This is a genomic window from Paenibacillus naphthalenovorans, from assembly GCF_900099895.1.
Taxonomy (GTDB): domain Bacteria; phylum Bacillota; class Bacilli; order Paenibacillales; family NBRC-103111; genus Paenibacillus_G; species Paenibacillus_G naphthalenovorans.
This window is the reverse complement of sequence record NZ_FNDY01000003.1, coordinates 183,887-201,339: the sequence shown is the minus strand read 5'-3', so window position 1 is coordinate 201,339 and position 17,453 is coordinate 183,887. Positions and strand designations below refer to the sequence as shown.

18 protein-coding genes and 1 other annotated feature are annotated in these 17,453 nt (G+C 52.9%); of the genes, 2 read left to right on the top strand and 16 right to left on the bottom strand.

What is annotated here, in order from left to right; translation table 11 throughout:
- Positions 1–40: 40 nt before the first annotated feature.
- Positions 41–1,327 carry a homoserine dehydrogenase gene (locus BLT35_RS04875; protein WP_062409245.1) on the bottom strand — a complete coding sequence of 429 codons (1,287 nt, stop codon included), beginning with the start codon at positions 1,325–1,327 and terminating at the stop codon, positions 41–43.
- 17 nt (positions 1,328–1,344) lie between these two features.
- The gene (locus BLT35_RS04870; protein WP_054819709.1) at positions 1,345–1,818 is read right to left on the bottom strand and encodes an ACT domain-containing protein; all 474 of its coding nucleotides are present in this window, start codon (positions 1,816–1,818) and stop codon (positions 1,345–1,347) included.
- A gap of 144 nt (positions 1,819–1,962) precedes the next feature.
- Here BLT35_RS04870 and BLT35_RS04865 point away from each other — a divergent pair, with 144 nt between their 5' ends.
- Positions 1,963–2,466 carry an NUDIX domain-containing protein gene (locus BLT35_RS04865; RefSeq protein WP_074727159.1) on the top strand — a complete coding sequence of 168 codons (504 nt, stop codon included), beginning with the start codon at positions 1,963–1,965 and terminating at the stop codon, positions 2,464–2,466.
- A 96-nt stretch (positions 2,467–2,562) separates the two neighbouring features.
- On the top strand, positions 2,563–3,348 hold the full coding sequence (locus BLT35_RS04860) for an ABC transporter ATP-binding protein (RefSeq protein ID WP_074727158.1): 786 nt from the start codon (positions 2,563–2,565) through the stop codon (positions 3,346–3,348).
- Between the two features lie 65 nt (positions 3,349–3,413).
- Here BLT35_RS04860 and BLT35_RS04855 read toward each other — a convergent pair whose 3' ends face one another.
- The 14 genes from BLT35_RS04855 to minC all read right to left on the bottom strand — a co-directional run bounded on the left by BLT35_RS04855 (position 3,414) and on the right by minC (position 17,453).
- A complete protein-coding gene (locus tag BLT35_RS04855; RefSeq protein ID WP_054819707.1) occupies positions 3,414–4,469 on the bottom strand; it encodes an anthranilate phosphoribosyltransferase in 1,056 nt (351 codons plus the stop codon).
- Positions 4,470–4,536: 67 nt separating this feature from the next.
- Positions 4,537–6,666, bottom strand: coding sequence for an assimilatory nitrate reductase catalytic subunit NasC (gene nasC, locus BLT35_RS04850; protein WP_074727216.1), 2,130 nt, complete (start codon positions 6,664–6,666; stop codon positions 4,537–4,539).
- A 42-nt stretch (positions 6,667–6,708) separates the two neighbouring features.
- On the bottom strand, positions 6,709–7,941 hold the full coding sequence (locus tag BLT35_RS04845) for an MFS transporter (protein WP_074727157.1): 1,233 nt from the start codon (positions 7,939–7,941) through the stop codon (positions 6,709–6,711).
- A 307-nt stretch (positions 7,942–8,248) separates the two neighbouring features.
- Complete coding sequence (gene obgE, locus BLT35_RS04840) at positions 8,249–9,550, bottom strand: GTPase ObgE (protein WP_074727156.1); 1,302 nt, start codon at positions 9,548–9,550, stop codon at positions 8,249–8,251.
- Complete coding sequence (locus BLT35_RS04835) at positions 9,540–10,181, bottom strand: Spo0B domain-containing protein (protein ID WP_254777510.1); 642 nt, start codon at positions 10,179–10,181, stop codon at positions 9,540–9,542. Before BLT35_RS04835 ends, obgE begins: the two co-directional genes overlap by 11 nt.
- 196 nt (positions 10,182–10,377) lie before the next feature.
- Positions 10,378–10,689: a 50S ribosomal protein L27 gene (rpmA, locus tag BLT35_RS04830; RefSeq protein ID WP_054819705.1), complete on the bottom strand. Its 312-nt coding sequence runs from the start codon at positions 10,687–10,689 to the stop codon at positions 10,378–10,380.
- A gap of 19 nt (positions 10,690–10,708) precedes the next feature.
- Positions 10,709–11,035 (bottom strand): ribosomal-processing cysteine protease Prp, encoded by a 327-nt coding sequence (locus BLT35_RS04825; RefSeq protein WP_054819704.1) that lies wholly within the window; start codon positions 11,033–11,035, stop codon positions 10,709–10,711.
- 6 nt (positions 11,036–11,041) lie between these two features.
- Positions 11,042–11,353 (bottom strand): 50S ribosomal protein L21, encoded by a 312-nt coding sequence (gene rplU, locus BLT35_RS04820; RefSeq protein WP_054819703.1) that lies wholly within the window; start codon positions 11,351–11,353, stop codon positions 11,042–11,044.
- Positions 11,354–11,364: 11 nt separating this feature from the next.
- Positions 11,365–11,451 (bottom strand) — a sequence feature (ribosomal protein L21 leader region).
- Positions 11,452–11,502: 51 nt separating this feature from the next.
- Positions 11,503–12,741 carry an Rne/Rng family ribonuclease gene (locus BLT35_RS04815; protein WP_174350156.1) on the bottom strand — a complete coding sequence of 413 codons (1,239 nt, stop codon included), beginning with the start codon at positions 12,739–12,741 and terminating at the stop codon, positions 11,503–11,505.
- Positions 12,742–12,777: 36 nt separating this feature from the next.
- On the bottom strand, positions 12,778–13,683 hold the full coding sequence (locus BLT35_RS04810; protein ID WP_074727154.1) for a M50 family metallopeptidase: 906 nt from the start codon (positions 13,681–13,683) through the stop codon (positions 12,778–12,780).
- Complete coding sequence (locus BLT35_RS04805; protein ID WP_074727153.1) at positions 13,676–14,554, bottom strand: M23 family metallopeptidase; 879 nt, start codon at positions 14,552–14,554, stop codon at positions 13,676–13,678. The genes BLT35_RS04810 and BLT35_RS04805 overlap by 8 nt, the downstream gene beginning before the upstream one ends.
- 258 nt (positions 14,555–14,812) lie before the next feature.
- Positions 14,813–15,964, bottom strand: a complete 1,152-nt coding sequence (locus BLT35_RS04800) for an FtsW/RodA/SpoVE family cell cycle protein (RefSeq protein ID WP_074727152.1) — start codon at positions 15,962–15,964, stop codon at positions 14,813–14,815.
- Between the two features lie 6 nt (positions 15,965–15,970).
- Complete coding sequence (minD, locus tag BLT35_RS04795) at positions 15,971–16,768, bottom strand: septum site-determining protein MinD (protein ID WP_062409250.1); 798 nt, start codon at positions 16,766–16,768, stop codon at positions 15,971–15,973.
- Between the two features lie 19 nt (positions 16,769–16,787).
- Positions 16,788–17,453 carry a septum site-determining protein MinC gene (gene minC, locus BLT35_RS04790; protein WP_062409251.1) on the bottom strand — a complete coding sequence of 222 codons (666 nt, stop codon included), beginning with the start codon at positions 17,451–17,453 and terminating at the stop codon, positions 16,788–16,790.

Sequence of the window (17,453 nt, the reverse complement as noted above, 5' to 3'; positions counted from 1 at the left end):
GCTATACTTTCGCAGCAGTCCAACGTATCTTAAAAAATGATTAGCCTTCAACCCGATATACGCTCTTGATCGCTTGAACGACGTCCATCGACTCGAACCGCTTCAGCACTTTAGTCATAGCGGCTTTGTTGGCGTCGTGGGTAATGACAATAATTTCAGCCAGCGAATTCGTGCGATTCGGGTGCTGCAGCACCGACTCCAGGCTGACTTCGTATTCGGCGAACACCTGGGTAATTTGCGCCAATACGCCCGCCTTATCCTCTACATGGAGCAGGATAAAGTTTTTCGAGACGATCTGTTCGTCGGTTTTGAGCTTCTTTTCTTTGTAAGGGACGAATCCGCGGCGGCCGTTGATCCCGAGATTCAAATTCCGGACGACCGCCACAAGATCGGCCACCACCGAGGTCGCCGTCGGCATTTCGCCTGCGCCCGGGCCGTAAAACATTGTTTCGCCTACCGCTTCACCGTACACGTATACGGCGTTAAATACGCCATTAACCGATGCGAGCGGATGCGAATGCTTGACCATGGTCGGCTGCACGCTGATGCTGATAGCGTCGTCCTGACGCTCGGCAATGCCGAGCAGCTTCACTTCATAACCGAGACGCTTGCCATAGGCAATATCTTCCTTGCTTACCTTCGAAATGCCTCTTACTTCTACATCGGAGAGCGCCACGTTCGCCCGGAAGCCGAGTGTGCTCAGAATGGTCATTTTCCTTGCGGCATCGAATCCTTCCACGTCGGAGGTCGGATCAGCCTCGGCATACCCGAGCTGCTGTGCCTCCTTAAGCACATCCTCATAAGCCGCGCCTTCCTGGCTCATTTTCGTCAAAATATAGTTGGTCGTACCGTTGACAATTCCCATGATCTTCGTAATCCGGTCGGACGTAAAGCCCTCGACCAGCGTACGGATAATCGGAATGCCTCCGGCTACGCTCGCTTCATAGAACACGTCGCATCGTTTTTCCGCCGCCCTCGCCAAGATCTCCGGCCCGTGCAGCGCCATCAAATCCTTATTGGCCGTAACGATATGCTTGCCGTGATCAAGGGCGGTCAGAATAAGCTTCTTCGACAGCTCAATGCCGCCCATGACTTCAACAATGACGTCGATTTCCGGGTTTTCGACCACATCCCACGGATTTTCCGTCAGTATATCCGAAGACACGCTGATATTGCGGGTCTTGTTTTTATTCTGCACCAATATTTTAGCGATTTCAATCGGAGACCCTGACTGGCTGAGCAGATCGTGCTGATGGTTTTCTACAATGCGAACGACCCCGGTTCCTACGGTACCGAGACCAAGTAATCCTACTTTGATCGGTTTCATACGCTTCCTCCTTATCATTAGCCCTGCCCGACAACCGCGGCGCGGCTGACGCCTTCCTGGCTCCGCAGCTTGTCAAGCAGAAAAGCGACATTCTCGCCCATCATGGACGTTTCCACGGAAATGACCACATTGGCCACTCCTTGAAGCGGAATCGTCTGGTGAATCGTCAGCACATTGCCCTCGAGTCCCGCAATTAGGGCAAGAACCCGGGACAAAATACCCGAACGGTGTTCCAAATCCATGGAGATCGTGACGATCCGCTCACGGTCGAGCTTGCTTAACGGGTAAATGCCATCCTTGTATTTATAGAAGGCGCTCCGGCTCAGCTCGACCTGCTCCACCGCTTCGTGAATCGTCTTCACTTCTCCGCGGGCCAGAAGCTCCTTGGCTTGCACCGTCTTGATCAGCGCCTCCGGCAAAATATCCTCGCGCACCAAGAAATAACGCTCGACGCCATCCGTCTTTTCCTCTGCGACATGTTTGTCCGGCACGGTAACAGTCCTCTCTATAAAGACGATTGTTTTTACCTAGTGGACATTATAACGTAAAAAGCAGTGTTCGGGCAATAGGCTTTCCCATGTAAAATATGATAAATTGGTAAAGAAGTATAAATGCGCCAAAAGGAGAGAGCCGGATTGATTCGAGCCCGCATGATCGCTACTGCGCTTCTTTTTCACGATAATGATTTGCTGATGATGAAAAGGTCACTGACACGCACCCTTTCACCAGGTCTGTGGGCCGCAGTCGGAGGACATTTGGAGCCGGAGGAAATCAATGACCCTCAAGCCGCCATCCTCAGAGAAATTCACGAGGAGACGGGACTGCTTCCCGAAGATATCGCCGACCTCAGGCTGCAGTACATCCTGCTTCGACTGAACCAGAAGGAGGTCCGGCAGCAGTTTATTTATACAGCCAGCGCCCTGCGGCGCGACGTGGGCCTGACGGAAGAAGGGGAACTCCATTGGATCCCCCGCGAACAGGTGCTGAACCGCGAAATCCCTTTTATTTTTCATCGTTTGCTGGAGCATTATTTAGAACGGGGTCCAAGCCGTCATGTGTGGGTTGGAACGGCCGGTTATGACGGAGACGGAAAGGCAACGGTTCACTGGACCGAACTGGCGGACCCGCAGCAGGTGTGAGCAGGCGGCGGCTTGAAAAAGAGCCCGGCCGCTGCTTGAATAAAGTAAAAGCGCTTGAGGGAGAACATCGGACAAGAAGAGAGGAGAAAAACAGTTGTGAATACGGCCTATACGATTGAAGTGAAAAATCTCAGCTACCGCCGGGACGACAAAACGCTGCTGAGCGGCATCGAATGGAAGGTCCGCAAAGGAGAGCATTGGGCTTTGCTCGGGCTCAACGGCTCCGGTAAAACAACGCTGCTGAATATGATTACAGGCTATTTGTGGCCAACCACAGGCGTCATCAGCATTCTTGGGGAAACGTACGGGTCCGTCGATCTGCGGGAGATGCGCAAATCGATCGGCTGGGTCAGTTCCTCGCTCCAGGAAAAACTATACGCTAGCGATAAAGCGCAGGTCGTTGTACTGAGCGGCAAATACGCCACCATCGGTTTATACGATAAACCCGACGAGAAGGACTATGAACAAGCCTCGGAGCTGATGAAGCGGCTGGGCTGCTCCCATCTGTGGGACCGGACATACCAAACGTGCTCCCAAGGGGAGAAGCAGAAGCTGTTGATCGCCCGTGCATTGATGGCCAATCCACGGCTGCTGATTCTCGACGAACCCTGTAACGGACTCGATCTCTTTGCACGGGAGCAGCTACTGTCGAGCATTGCGGGCCTGGCGGAGCGGCCTGATGCCCCTACCATGCTCTATGTCACGCATCATACGGAGGAAATTCTGCCCGTCTTCACCCACGTCCTCCTGCTGCGCCGCGGTGAGATGTTCGCAGCCGGAGAAACCGGGAAGCTGCTTACCGACGGTACGCTATCCGACTTCTACGAGATGCCGGTGGAGGTGCGCTTCCGAAACGGCCGGGCTTGGCTTGCCGTAGTGTAAGCCTCTTGACAAAGCCGGGCCGCAGGCCCGGCAAATCAAGCACTACAGCGTCCGATTCACTTTATTCATCCGTTCGCCTGAAGCCGTCCTCCATAGTCGCTTCGGCTGCTTAAATCGCGCCATTTGTCCAGCAGCTTCTGCGCTTCCTTGCGCTGCAGCAGCGATCGTGCGAGCTGAAAGCCTTCCTCATACGATCCCACCTTATCGAACCAATACAAACGAAGTCCGGCATTAAAGATCACATGATCCCGCTCATTGGCAATTTCCGGGGAATCGTCTCCTTGTACGATTCGGGTCAACAGCTGAAGCTGCCGCTCTTTGCCGCATTTTTCAAGCGGGACCCCGTGAAAGCCGAAGGTGGCCGGATCGATCGTGCTCGCTTCATCGCCCCAAGGCGTTACTTTACGGATGGAGCTGTTCTTGTAGATGGGCAAATCCTCGGATCCCTCCATACCTTGCACAATGTAGGCGGTCTCGAAGCCCGATTTCGGCAGCAGATGGATCAGATGATCAATCGCCGTCTTATGATTGACTCCGATAATGATATTGAGCGAATGCACCGGATTGATCACTTTCTCCACTGTATTGAAAAAGGTTCTGAGCCCCATCTGCTCCCTCACATGCCTTACGCGGCCAAAGGGCGGACAGATCAGGTCGGTCCATATAAATCCGATATTGATGCTCATAAAGATCATTTCCCACTCCTTCGCCTGCAGTCCGACCCGAATCCCCAAGCCTTCAAGAAGCTCTTTCAACGATTGCCCGAGCTTCGGAGGGAGTGAATCGCTGCCGTGCAGCACCTGCGGGAACCCGACGGATGCCAGCAGCAAACTGACAGGGATCGTCACGGGAAAGTACACCCTTCCATCGTAAGGTCCGGCACAGTTCAACGAATGCGAAAAAGAACGGTACGGCAGGGAATATTTGCGAAACACATCGATGAAACCCATCATCTCCTCATCCGCCTCGCCCTTCATCCGCATGGCCATCAGGAAGGCCGCCGTTTGCGCATCCGTAGACTCGCCGCGGGCGATGGCATGAGCGGCGGCTACCGCCTCGTCGTAGGTTAAATGCCTTGAACCCGTTTTTCCGGTGCCTACCGTTTTAATCCATTGCTTCATGATGGTCTCCTCCCCCGGGAAAGTCTAAACAAAAATGGAAAAGAGCGCGTGAAGACGCGCCTACAAATTAACCCGGCATAATGTTTACCGCGCATACTTTGAACTCCGGCATGCGGCAGGCCGGATCAAGCGCCGGATTAGTCAGCCGATTAATGCTCAGATCATCACCCCAATGAAAAGCGACAAACACGGTGTCCTGACGGATTTTGGCGGAATATTTCACTTTGAGCCGGATCTCCCCCCGCTTCGAGGCTACCTTGGCATGGCCGCCATTGATCAGTCCGATCTCCCCCGCCGTTTGGGGATGAATCTCCAGCAGCGGCTCGGGATATCTGGAGTTCAGCTCCGGCGTGCTGCGGGTCTGTACACCGGATAAATAATGCTGCAGCACCCGGCCTGTCGTCAGCAGAAAAGGATATTTCCTGCTGGCTGGTTCTTTCGGGCTCTGATGCGCTATGGGTGCAAGCCGCGCCCGGCCGTCTTCATGTGCAAAGCGCCGTTCGAACAGCCGGGGCGTCCCCGGATGCGCCTTCTCCGGACACGGCCAGAATATCCCGCTTTCCTTCTCGATCCGATCGTAGGTCATCCCGTAATAATCCGCTTTTCCTCCTTTGGAGGCCAGTCTCAGCTCGTTAAAAATATCCTCGACACTTGCGTACCGGAAATATGGCCCCTTACCGAGAACCTCCGCGATGTCACAAAGAATTTTCCAATCCAACCGCGCTTCGCCGGGCAGCGGCCTGATCGCCCGACGCACCATGACCCTGCCCTCCAACTGTGTGATGGTGCCTTCATCCTCCAGATAGGAAGAACCCGGCAGCAGCATATGCGCATGCCTTGCCGTTTCCGTTTCGAACAGATCGATAACAAGCAAAAATTTGAGCTTTTTCAGCGCCCGTTCGACCAAATGACTGTTCGGATTCGATACGACCGGATTGGACGCAAGAACAATCAGGCCCTTGATCTCTCCCCGGTCAATCGCCTCCATCATTTCATAGGCGGACACCCCTTGACGGGGCAGCTCTTCTTCCGGGATTCCCCAAACCTTGGCAATGTAAGCCCGGTGTTCGGGATTTTCTATCAAGCGGTAGCCCGGAAGCTGGTCCGCCTTCTGACCATGCTCGCGTCCTCCTTGTCCGTTGGCCTGACCTGTAATCGCTCCATACCCGCAGCCGGGCTTTCCGATTTTTCCCGTCAGCAGCACCAGGTTGAGGAAATTTCTGACGTTGGCGACTCCGCTGGCATGCTGCTCTACGCCCCGCGCCGTGAAAACCATCCCCGTCTCCGCCTGCCCGTACATCCGGGCCGCTTCGACAATCAGCCGGGAAGGAATCCCGGTAAGCTCGGCAACCTCGTCCAGGGAAACCTGCATCAAATGATCCGCGAGCTCCGCAAACCCGTTCGTCCGCTCCTTCACAAAAGCATGATCGACATACCCTTCCTCCACAATGACCTTGAGCAGCCCGTTCACAAGGGCCGCATCGTAGCCGGGTTTGATCTTTAGATGAAGATCCGCAATGGAGCAGGTTGCCGTTTCCCGCGGATCGATCACGATGATTTTACAGCCCTCCTGCCTTGCCTTGCGAAAATACGGCATAATCGTCGGTTGGCATTCGGCAATGTTCGTGCCCGCCAGAATAATGCATTTGGCTAACGGCACCTCCGACAGCGGATTCGTCAGCCCGCGATCCACACCGAAGGTGAGGTTCGACGCCCCGGCGGCCGCCGACATGCAGAAGCGGCCGTTGTAATCGATATATTTGGTCTGCAATGCGACCCGCGCGAATTTCCCCAGCAAATAGCTTTCTTCATTTGATAATGAACCGCCGCCATAGACGCCAATGGCATCGTTACCGTACTGCTGTCTTATGCCTTCGATTTCCGCTTTCACCCTCTCCAGCGCCTGATCCCAGGATACAGGACTGAGCGTACCGCCGATCCGGATCATCGGGTATCGCAGCCTCCGGTCGTGGGTCGCATGCACATGCGCGTTCAACCCCTTGACGCAGAGCCTGCCGTCCGTAACCGGATCCTCCTTGTTCGGGGTGACCGAATAGCGGCTTACCATGATCGACTTTTCCTCATGCAGATTCATCGTGCATTGCACACTGCAGTAAGGGCATTCGGTTTTGACCGGTTTTTCTCTGGATGCCAAAGCAGCCTGCCTCTTTTGAAAATGCCTCAGAAATTCGCTCATCGTTCTTTCACGCACCTTATCGTTCACCTAAGTAGCTTTCGATTAAAAATTGACGCCCGAGTCCGTCGTAGCCCAGGACTTCCTCCAGCTGCGGGTCACCGCGTAAAACACAAGCGTAACGACCAGTACGATGGAAGCCACCACGATAAAGCCGGTCACGTGTGTTCCCGTCGCCTGCTTTAACGGACCCAATATGTTGTTGGGCAGCAAGAATCCGCCCAAACCGCCCGCTGCCCCTATGATCCCCGTCACCACTCCGATTTCTTTAGGAAAGCGTTGAGGCACGATCTGGAACAGCGAGCCGTTGCCCATGCCCAGGCATGCCATCATAATACTTGTCAATACCAGCATAACCATAAAGGAGCCCGGCATTGTCGAGATGGCGAAAGCGCAGAGCGCCACGGCCGAATACAACCCCAGCATGAAGCGCATGCCGCCAATACGGTCGGCGATATAGCCTCCGACCGGCCGGAAGAAGCTGCCGGCAATGACCGTAATCGTCACAAGATAGCCGACTTCCACCCGGGTAATTCCGCCCTGTACCGTTTGATCCCCGTACACATCGTAAAAGAAAATGCTGAAATAACTGGAAAATCCGACGAATCCTCCGAACGTAACGGCATAGAATACGCAAAACCACCAGGTGTCGGCATATTTGAAGGCGGCTAAATAATCCTTAAGCTTTTTGGGTTCCGGCTGATTCGGACTGTCCTTTGCCATCAGGGTAAATGCGATCAGTACGAGAACAAGCGGAATGATCGCCATTCCGAATACGTTGTGCCAACCGTACGAGGCCGCCAGCTGCGGTCCAAAGAAGGTTGCCAGTGCCGTACCGCTGTTGCCTGCTCCGGCGATTCCCATCGCAAGCCCTTGATACTGCGGCGGATACCAGCGGCTGGCCAGAGAGAGGGATACGGCGAAGCTTGCTCCCGCAATACCCAGAAGAAAGCCCAGAGCTTGCAGCTGGCTGAAGCTTGTGCCGCCAAGCCAACCCCACAGAAGCGGAATGATCGTCAGCACCATCCCGATGATGCCTGCTTTCCGGGAGCCGATCCGATCGGCCAGAATCCCCATCGGAATCCGGAACAGGGAGCCGCCGAGCGTCGGAATGGCGACCATCGTCGCTTTCTGGGCATCCGTCAGGTTAAAATCCTTAGTAATGTACAGCGAAAGCGCCCCGCAAAGAACCCAAATCATAAAACTGACATCAAAATAGAGGAATGATGACAATAAACTTGGGAAATGACCTGCCTTGCGAAAGTTTTTTAGATCCACTCCACTCTACCTCCCATAATTTTACCTTGTTTTCTCTCTTTTTGTCTAGTTTGTGTAAAGATTAATTACATGGTTATACTATACAATCGGAAAACAGAAAGTTCAATAGGTTTCCCGAAAAAAAGTTCATGTTTTTCTTGATGAATATTTTAATGATTCATATTTTACTACTTATTTCTGTTTATTGACGAACATTAGATTCAATTCTAAATATTAATGTACGTGTTTATTCACAATAAAAAACACCAACCTAACATGTTTGTGACATGAAAGATTGGTGTTGGCGGCAAGTTCGCTATCGGTCATCCTATTCCTGCTCCACGAACTCAAATTCATAATCACCGATTCGGATCGTTTGACCATCCTTGGCGCCGCGTTCGCGAAGTGCTGCGTCGATCCCTTTCTTTCTTAAAATACGGGCAAATCGCATAACGGATTCATGAGTGCTGAAGTTGGTCCGTTTGATCAGTTTCTCTATACTTGGACTTTCAATAACAAAAGCCTCGTTATCCCGGCGAATGGTAAAGTCTTCCCCTTCTTCCCTTTCCAGCCGATATACCTTACGCTCCGATAAGTCAGCCAATTCTTCCACCAGAGGCATTTCAGGAATCGTTTCCAGCTGGTCGGCCACTTTATACAGCAATTCCTGCACACCGCTTTTCGCTATAGCCGAGATCGGGCATATCGTCACATCACGGCCCGTTTCGGCAAGCCGCCGCTTAAACTCGGCCAAATGCTCCTCCGCACCGGGCATATCCATTTTATTGGCTGCAATGATCTGAGGGCGTTCTTCCAGCTTGGCGTTATAAAGTTTCAGCTCACCGTTGATTTTTTCCCAATCCTCGAAAGGATCGCGGCCTTCCGTACCCGCCATATCCACGACATGGACGATGATGCGGGTGCGCTCGACATGACGCAAAAATTCGTGCCCCAGGCCGACGCCTTCGTGCGCCCCTTCGATAAGGCCCGGAAGATCGGCCATCACAAAACTGCGTCCGTCCCCGACCTCGACAACGCCCAAATTTGGCGTAAGCGTCGTAAAATGGTACGCCCCGATCTTCGGCTTGGCCCCGGATACAACGGATAACAGGGTCGATTTCCCCACGCTCGGAAAGCCTACCAGGCCCACGTCGGCCATTACCTTGAGCTCCAGCACCACCCAGCGCTCTTCGCCTTCCTCACCGTTCTCAGCGATTTCGGGAGCCGTATTGTTCGCCGTCGCAAAGCGGGTATTCCCACGGCCGCCGCGTCCTCCTTTGGCAACAACGACCTCTTGGCCGTGCCGCGTCAGATCGGCGATGATTTCCTGCGTATCATCATCGATAACAACGGTGCCCGGAGGCACTCGTACAATCAGATCCTCCGCATTCGCTCCGTGCTGGCTTTTGTTGCGGCCTTTTTCGCCGCGCTGCGCTTTAAAATGCTTTTGATAGCGAAAATCAACCAAGGTACGAAGTCCCTCATCAACACGAAAAATGACGTCGCCTCCGTCGCCTCCGTCGCCTCCTGCGGGACCGCCTTCCGGAACGTACTTTTCCCTCCGGAAAGCAACCAATCCGTCGCCTCCGTCGCCGCCCTTCACATAAATCTTGGCCTTATCAACAAACATCACAGTCACCCTCTTTATGTATCACATCCGCGTAGGTCCAATAAAGCTTCCATACGATCTTACGTTCCCCATTTTGCGCCTCGAGCTTTGAACCGCCTTCAGCCAGCCGTTTGGCATTTAGCTGCGCTTCCTTTTGTGCTATGCGCTCGTTGATGTAAGCTCCTTCATATACAGCCGTCAGCAGCAGCCGCTGCCCTTCGCGGCTTAGACGAAGAACAAGAAAGCTTTCATCTTCCATTGAAGCTGTCGCCTCTTCTTTAAATGCATCAAGCACCGCAATAATCTCTTCGGCGGATGCCTCCGGATACTCCAACTCCGAAAGGTGAACTTCTTCTTCTAACCGGATGTCAAGCGCAAGCTCCTTCACCTCGGCTTGAAATGTCAGCAGATGCAGGATCAGATGGGGAATTCCCAGCTTGGAAATATAGCTTTCCTGTTGTACTTTCGCTTTTATTTTCTCCATTAACGGTGATAATTTATCATACTTTTTTAACTGCACGTATCCCATGAGAATTTGAATATCGTTCATCCAATCGTGACGGTAGTGGTTAAACAAACGAAGTATACGCTGGTCCGGATCGTCATTCAAGGGATCGGTTATAGAGGTACGGCCTTGAGGTTCCAATGTCATGCCTTTATCTCTCCGTTTCCGGTTCATCCTTCATCCATACAGTATATCATTTCGGCCATCAAAACTCATCCTATTGTCCAAACCGTTCAAACCGGACCTTCATCCGACGACTCAGTCCCCGGCAACAAATCCGTTTCAGAAGCAGAAAAACCCCGGCGAACATCGATCGCCAGGGTTTTGGTCGTTGACGGGTAATTTACACTTCTACCGCGGCGGCTACCGGAGCAGTCGTCACAGGGTAGACGCTCACTTTCTTGCGGTCGCGGCCATAACGCTCGAATTTCACAATGCCTTCAACCTTTGCAAAAAGCGTATCGTCGGAGCCGATACCCACATTGTTGCCCGGGTGAATTTTCGTTCCGCGTTGACGCACCAGGATGCTGCCTGCCGTTACCTTTTGCCCGTCGGCACGCTTCACGCCAAGACGCTTCGCAATACTGTCACGGCCGTTCTTCGTGGAACCTACACCCTTCTTGGATGCGAACAACTGAAGATTTAATTGCAACATGTCTGACTACCTCCTTACTTCAATGATATGTTATTGCTATATATGCGCCATACGATTGTTCTATGGTTTGCAGCATGACTACCATACCTTCCAGCAGTAGCTGCATCTTTGCGTCAATTTCCGCTTCCAGCTCTTTGGGAATGGTCACCAGAAGCAAACCATGCTCCATATCGGTGCCCAGCACGTGTCCCGTTAAAGCTTCAACGGCATTTACCGCCCCGACAGTAACGGCAGAGACACCGGCACAGACAATATCCTTACCGGGTTCGTCATACTCTGCATGACCTTCCACGCTAAAGCGTTCAATCCGTCCGTCCTGTCCACGATAAATCTCGATCCGAATCACGGTTTCTTACGCCTCGATCTTCTCGATGACAACTTTCGTGTAAGGTTGACGATGACCTTGCTTGCGGCGATAGTTTTTCTTCGCTTTATACTTGTAAACGATGATTTTCTCGCCTTTGCCGTGCTTCTCCACTTTCCCGGAAACCGAAGCGCCGGAAACCAGCGGAGCGCCAACCACCAAACCGCTATCTTTGGAAACGGCCAGCACACGGTCAAATTTCACCGCTTCGCCTTCGCCTGCGTTCAGCTTCTCGACGTATACAACATCGCCTTCCTGAACCTTGTACTGCTTTCCACCTGTTTCAATAATTGCGTACATTGTTGCACCTCCCCATGTCTCAGACTCGCCTAAAGCCAGGTGATAAGACCTTTAAGGCCTTATGCTTCATGACCCGCTTCGCGCGGTTACAGCATGCTATAGCAACACACTAAAATATCTTATCACATAACGGTCTTTCAATGCAACGCCTATTTTATGAAATCGGCAAAGCCGCTGCCGCCGCAAGCCGAACACGGCTCCGGCGCTGTCGTTTCCATGCTGTCGCGGACCTTTTTGCGGGTCAGTTCAACAAGACCAAGCCTAGTCCAGCCGACAACCACCGTTTTGGTACGGTCCTTCCTCGTTTCCCGAATGAGCTCTTCAAGCACCGCTTGCCGGTAATCGTCCGTTTCCATATCGATAAAATCAATGATGATCAGTCCCCCGATATCTCTCAGCCGCAGGAGCCGGGCAATTTCCCGCGCCGCCTCCATGTTCGTATCGAACACCGTGCGCTCCAAATCGATCGTTCCGGTATATTTCCCCGTATTCACATCAAATACGGTCAGCGCTTCTGTCCGGTCTATAATCAAATACCCCCCGTTATCCAGCCATACCTTGCGTTTCAACCCGTTCTCCAGCTGCCTGGCAACCGATTCCCCGATGGACCGATCCGTTGCCGACTGCAGCTTCACTCTGTCCGCAAGCCCTGAAGAACCGGCGGGAATCAGTCCGCGAATTTCCTGCAGCGTTCGTTCGGAGGTCACAATGAGCTCCTGAACATCGTCCCGGAACAAATCGCGAATGAGTCTGGGAAGCATCTCCAAATCGCTGTATAGCAAACGCGGCGCCGGCGCGTCCAGCTTGGCGGCTTCCTCCAGCTGGCGGTAGCGTCCGCGCAGCTCGATCAGGTCGGCGGCAAGCGCTTCTTCCGATTCCCTGAGAGCCGCCGTCCGTACGACAAAGCCTTCGCCAGGTTGTAAATGCCGCTCCGCTATCCGTTTCAGCCGGTCCCTGTCCGCCGGGTTTTCAATCTTGCGTGAGACGCCGATATAATCGGCATGCGGCATGTACACCCCGTAACGGCCCGGGATGGAATAGTGCGTCGTCACCTTGGCACCTTTATTTCCGACAGGTTCCTTGACGACTTGTACCATAATTTGCTGTCCTTCCTTGACCAAATCATGAATGGACGGCTTTTCCTTCGGCTGCCTGTCCATATGGGCCGGCAATACATCGTCGATATACAGGAATCCGTTCTTCTCAAGGCCGACATCGACAAAGGCCGACTGCATGCCCTGCAGCACCCGGACGACCAGCCCGATATAAATGTTGCCGGCCAGCTGGCCCTGATTCCGCTTTCCTTTATAATATTCCATCAGCTTGCCGCTCTCCAGAACGGCGACCTCGGTATGCTCATCATCGCTATTGACCCATATCCGTTTCATGTCCAGCAACACCTCGGCCTTATTGTACCATATTCCTCAGACGAAAAGCTCGGAAACCGCCCTTCCTCTTTTTGTCTCGTCAAAATAAGATTCGAGCAGCGTACGTTCGGGTAAAACATGGCTGATATACCCGTGATCGTCAAGCACATAAATCAAATGATAGCGATCCCGCATAAACAAACGCACCACGTCCGCCACTTTGCGCCGGCCGTGAACCACAATCGGTCCGGCGGGGGCCCCCTGCACCCATGCTTTTTTGAGCCGCGACTCCCTGTGAACCAAAAAACGCATGAACCGGTAAGGAAGTCCCCGTAACTCGTACCAATTCGAGAAGCATAAAAATAAACCAATCATCAGCCAGTTGAGCTGAATGCCGCCCTGCTCCGTCGACAAATGAAAGGCGGATGCGGCGATCAGCAGCACACTGAGCAGCAGGCTGGCTACGGCGGCAACCTGCAGCGTCTTTTGGTAGGGCAGCCATAATCCGACCAGTGTCTGCATGACCTTCCCGCCGTCCAGCGGCAGCACCGGCAGAAGATTAAAAAGCGCAATAAGCAGATTCGCTTTGACAAAATAGGCTCCCCATTCCGCCGGGAGCAGGCCATAAGCCGTAAGCACAACCGCGACCAGCATCATCCAAAGGTTCTGCAGAGGTCCGGCCAAGGCAACAACCAGATCCTGGACGGCGGGTACGCCGCCCGGCTCCTCTACTACCGCCACCCCGCCGAAAGGCAGAAGCTGTACTTCCTTCACACGCCAGCCGAAGCTTTTGGCGGCAACGACATGGCCCATTTCATGAATAAATACGATGCCGAATAAGGTAGCTGTTTCGATAAAATATCCCGTCAGCACGGAGATCAGCAGCATGATGGAAAAGAGCGGGTGAAAACGGTATTTGACCCCGTACCAGACATTCCAGGACAGCCTTTTTCCCCTAATCAAAAGGGACCACGTCCGTCGGATCGACAGGATTGCCGTCTTTTGAAACGGCAAAATAAAGCGATCCGGACGATTGTCCCTGCCGCGGCGGGGATACCGTTCCGATCGTTTCTCCTCCTTTGATCCAATCCCCGACTTTCACTTTCCCCTGCTCCAGCTGCCCATAGACCGATTCCATGCCTGACGAGTGGCGAAGAACGACCGTAAACCCCGTATCCTCCCTCAGCCCCGCAAAGGTAACGAGCCCCGTGTCCAGAGCCGATACCGGGGTTCCCGTCTTTGCCTCTACAAGTACTCCTCCTTGAACGGGAGTAAAGGCAGCGATCAATTTCCCCTGGACAGGAGGGAAATAATGCCTGGAGCCAGCGGACACTTTCTGCGCATCCTGATGCTTTGACGAATCGAATACGGGCAGGAAGGACGGTACGCTGCCGAACGTAACCTCATACCAAGCGGAGAGGAAGGCTGTGTCGATCGACTCCGTCAGCGCGCCCGTTACCACTTCTTTTCCTTTATTAGCCAACGGGTGCTCCACTTGAAACATGCCCCACACCAAAGCAAATAAAACACCGCTCAGCATGATTCGGACGGCCAAACGGTTTGTCCGAGGCTCTGACGGGCCTCCGCCGTTTTCTTCGTAGGAATGCTCATACCGCGACCACTCCCGCTGCAGCTTGCGCTTCCATTCCACCTCGGGATCATGCCGATGTTCTATCGCCCTGCCCCAATCCATTTCCGGCCCATTTAAGCTCCTCTCGGCCGGAAATTCCATATAAGAAGGTTCCGGCCCCCCATACCTACGGCGCGGACCGCCTTCCTGAAGCTTACGGATTTTTTCCATCCGCCGCTCGCGAACGTTTTTCCTCGTCTCCATCCCAATACTCCCCCTTGCCGCAAGAGCTTGCCTATTCCATCCTATGAGCTTGTACCCGCAAATATACGAGTTCCAACGGCACTCGGCAGCAAGAAGGTTTGCGGTCCTTTTCCGCACCTTATAATGAAAAAGGATGAGGCGCCGTGAACACGGCTCCCCACCCTGCTTTTAGAATTAGCGATGATGACGGCATGCCAAAAGGACTTGGCGGACCACTTGCCGCAAAGTCCCTTTACTTCCGAATTTGCCGATGCCGCATCATTCCTCATCGAGCAGTTTATCGTCATGCAGACGGACGCTCATCACCAATCCCATCGCGACCATATTAATCAGCAGCGAGGTGCCCCCGTAGCTGATGAAGGGAAGCGTAATTCCCGTGAGCGGCATAATGCCGATCATCATTCCGACATTCTGGAACACTTGATAGACCAGCATGGAGACAATGCCGATAATCATGTATGAGCCGGTATAATTATTACAATAAAGACAAATCAGAATCATGCGGTAAATCAGGACAAAATACATAAGCAGCAAAATCGAAGAGCCGACAAAACCGAACTCTTCTCCTACCACTACAAAGATGGAATCCGTATAGGCAACGGGAATAAACCCGCTGTGAATGGATGTTCCCTGCAGATAGCTTTCCCCTACCAAGGATCCGGAGCCAATGGCGCGAATCGCATTGTCCACATGATATTTCGCATCGTTGGTCGCGGCGGAAGGATCGATTAAGGTAAGAATCCTCGGCATCCAGTGCGTGGATATGCCTTTGGCCACAAGGAATTCCTTCAGGGGATCGTGGTACAGCTTGAATAAATATAAAAACAGATAAGCGAACCCGACAATCAAGCCCCCGCCAATAACACCGTGCGTCCAACGGATGTTGCCGATCCAAATCATGCCGAGCAGGATAACGCCCAATATTATCGCATTACCCAGGTCCGGCTGAATGACGACCAAGCCAATGGGCAGTATGCCGAGCAGGAGGATCGGGAGGACATCCTGAGTCAATCCCAGCGTCTCCCCCTTGTTGCGCGCCATAAAAGCCGCTAAACTAATGATCAAAATGATCTTCACGAGCTCGACCGGCTGAAAATCAAGTCCAAACGGCAGCTTGAACCAGCCTCTTGCTCCGTTAATTCTGGCGCCGAAGAAATAAACGGCAACCAACAGAAAAATTCCGATACCATATAAATAATACCAGATTTTCGCCAACACTCTGTAATCCAAAAGGGTCGTAACGAAAAAGGCGGTAAGCGAAATAATATAGATCACCGTCAGCTTCACAGGGTCGAATACTTCGGAGTGATTATATCTCGTCGCGCTATAAAGCAGAAGCGTACTGATCACCATGAAAGAAATAAGGATAAGCACGATGGTGAAGTCGATTTTTTTTAGTTTGTGCAGCACCTTGCGTCATCCTATCCCAAGAAACTTTTTCATTCGAGTGAAGACACCGGTTTTTTCTTCCATAGGCATCAGCGGAACGGAATCTCCAAGAATACGGCGTGCAATGTTCCGGTAGGCAATAGCGGCGCGCGAGTTCGGGTTCATGACCGTAGGCTCTCCGATATTCGCCGTTTTAATGACATATTCATCGTCAGGCACGATGCCCAACAGGTCGATGGCCAGCACGGAACAGATCTCATCGATATCGAGCATTTCCCCTTTTTTGACCATGTTCGGGCGAATCCGGTTGATGACGAGCTTCGGCGACTCCACATTCGGCTCTTTCTCAAGCAGCCCGATAATCCGGTCTGCGTCCCGTACGGCGGCGTTTTCCGGCGTAGTCACGACGATCGCTTTGTCGGCCCCTGCCACTGCGTTCTTGAAGCCCTGCTCGATACCTGCCGGACAGTCGATAATCACATAATCGAAATCGCGTTTGAGCTCCAGTACAATTTGTCTCACCGCGTCGGGCGATACCGCATGCTTATCCTTTGTCTGTGCCGCAGGCAGCATATAAAGCTCGTCAAACCGCTTGTCTTTCACCAAAGCTTGCGGCAGACGGCAGCGGCCTTCGGCCACGTCGATCAAATCATAAATGATCCGGTTTTCGAGACCCATGACCACATCGAGGTTGCGGAGACCGATGTCCGTATCCACCATCACGACCTTCTTCCCCTGCAGCGCCAAAGCCGTCCCGATATTGGCGGACGTCGTCGTTTTGCCAACGCCCCCCTTGCCTGAAGTAATGACGATTGCGTCTCCCATAGGTTCCTCTCCTTATCCTTCAAGTGCGCCCAAATAACCCGAACTTGTACAAGTGATGGATTTTGTCGATCTCCATTTTACCGTCTTTTACATAAGCGAACTCCATATAAGTATCGAAGCTGTCGCTAAGATCCCACTCATCCGGGGGACGGCTGATAATTCCTGCAATTCTAAGCTGCGTAGGCCGCATATGAGAAGCTGCGATGACAGCCTTCTCATCCCCGTCCACGCCCGCATGCGCCATACCGCGCAGCGAGCCCATAATATAGATGCTTCCCGAGCTGAGAATGGTTCCGCCCGGGTTCACGTCTCCTAAGAACAAAATATTCCCTTCATGCGAAAGCGTCTGTCCCGATCGTACCATTCCCCTTACCAATTTGACGTTCCCCGGGTCCGGTTCCGTTCTTTCCAGCGACGGGTCCTGCGTTTCGACCGATTGGACCAGCAGGTTGCCTCTGCAGCTGATGATGCTGCGTACCTGTTCTTTCTGCTCTTCCGTTACCGCGCGGCTTCCCAGCTTCACATGCACATGAATGATCGGCCCGGTCAAAATCTGTTGATGCGTTTTTTCCAGCTTGTGTTTTAATTCCGCTAGGACATCAGAGAACTCGCAGGTATCGTCAAGCAAAAATACGAGTCCGTCTTTTACGCCTTTTATCGTCACATGATGCTTATTTGCAGACAT

Excerpts from the sequence above, each read along its gene's own strand:
- BLT35_RS04875 (WP_062409245.1), bottom strand. The coding sequence starts at position 1,327 with ATGAAACCGATCAAAGTAGGATTACTTGGTCTCGGTACCGTAGGAACC.
- BLT35_RS04855 (WP_054819707.1), bottom strand. The coding sequence starts at position 4,469 with ATGAAGCAATGGATTAAAACGGTAGGCACCGGAAAAACGGGTTCAAGG.
- nasC (WP_074727216.1), bottom strand. The coding sequence starts at position 6,666 with ATGAGCGAATTTCTGAGGCATTTTCAAAAGAGGCAGGCTGCTTTGGCA.
- obgE (WP_074727156.1), bottom strand. The coding sequence starts at position 9,550 with ATGTTTGTTGATAAGGCCAAGATTTATGTGAAGGGCGGCGACGGAGGC.
- BLT35_RS04835 (WP_254777510.1), bottom strand. The coding sequence starts at position 10,181 with ATGACATTGGAACCTCAAGGCCGTACCTCTATAACCGATCCCTTGAAT.
- rpmA (WP_054819705.1), bottom strand. The coding sequence starts at position 10,689 with ATGTTGCAATTAAATCTTCAGTTGTTCGCATCCAAGAAGGGTGTAGGT.
- rplU (WP_054819703.1), bottom strand. The coding sequence starts at position 11,353 with ATGTACGCAATTATTGAAACAGGTGGAAAGCAGTACAAGGTTCAGGAA.
- BLT35_RS04815 (WP_174350156.1), bottom strand. The coding sequence starts at position 12,741 with ATGAAACGGATATGGGTCAATAGCGATGATGAGCATACCGAGGTCGCC.
- BLT35_RS04805 (WP_074727153.1), bottom strand. The coding sequence starts at position 14,554 with ATGGAGACGAGGAAAAACGTTCGCGAGCGGCGGATGGAAAAAATCCGT.
- minD (WP_062409250.1), bottom strand. The coding sequence starts at position 16,768 with ATGGGAGACGCAATCGTCATTACTTCAGGCAAGGGGGGCGTTGGCAAA.
- minC (WP_062409251.1), bottom strand. The coding sequence starts at position 17,453 with ATGTCTGCAAATAAGCATCATGTGACGATAAAAGGCGTAAAAGACGGA.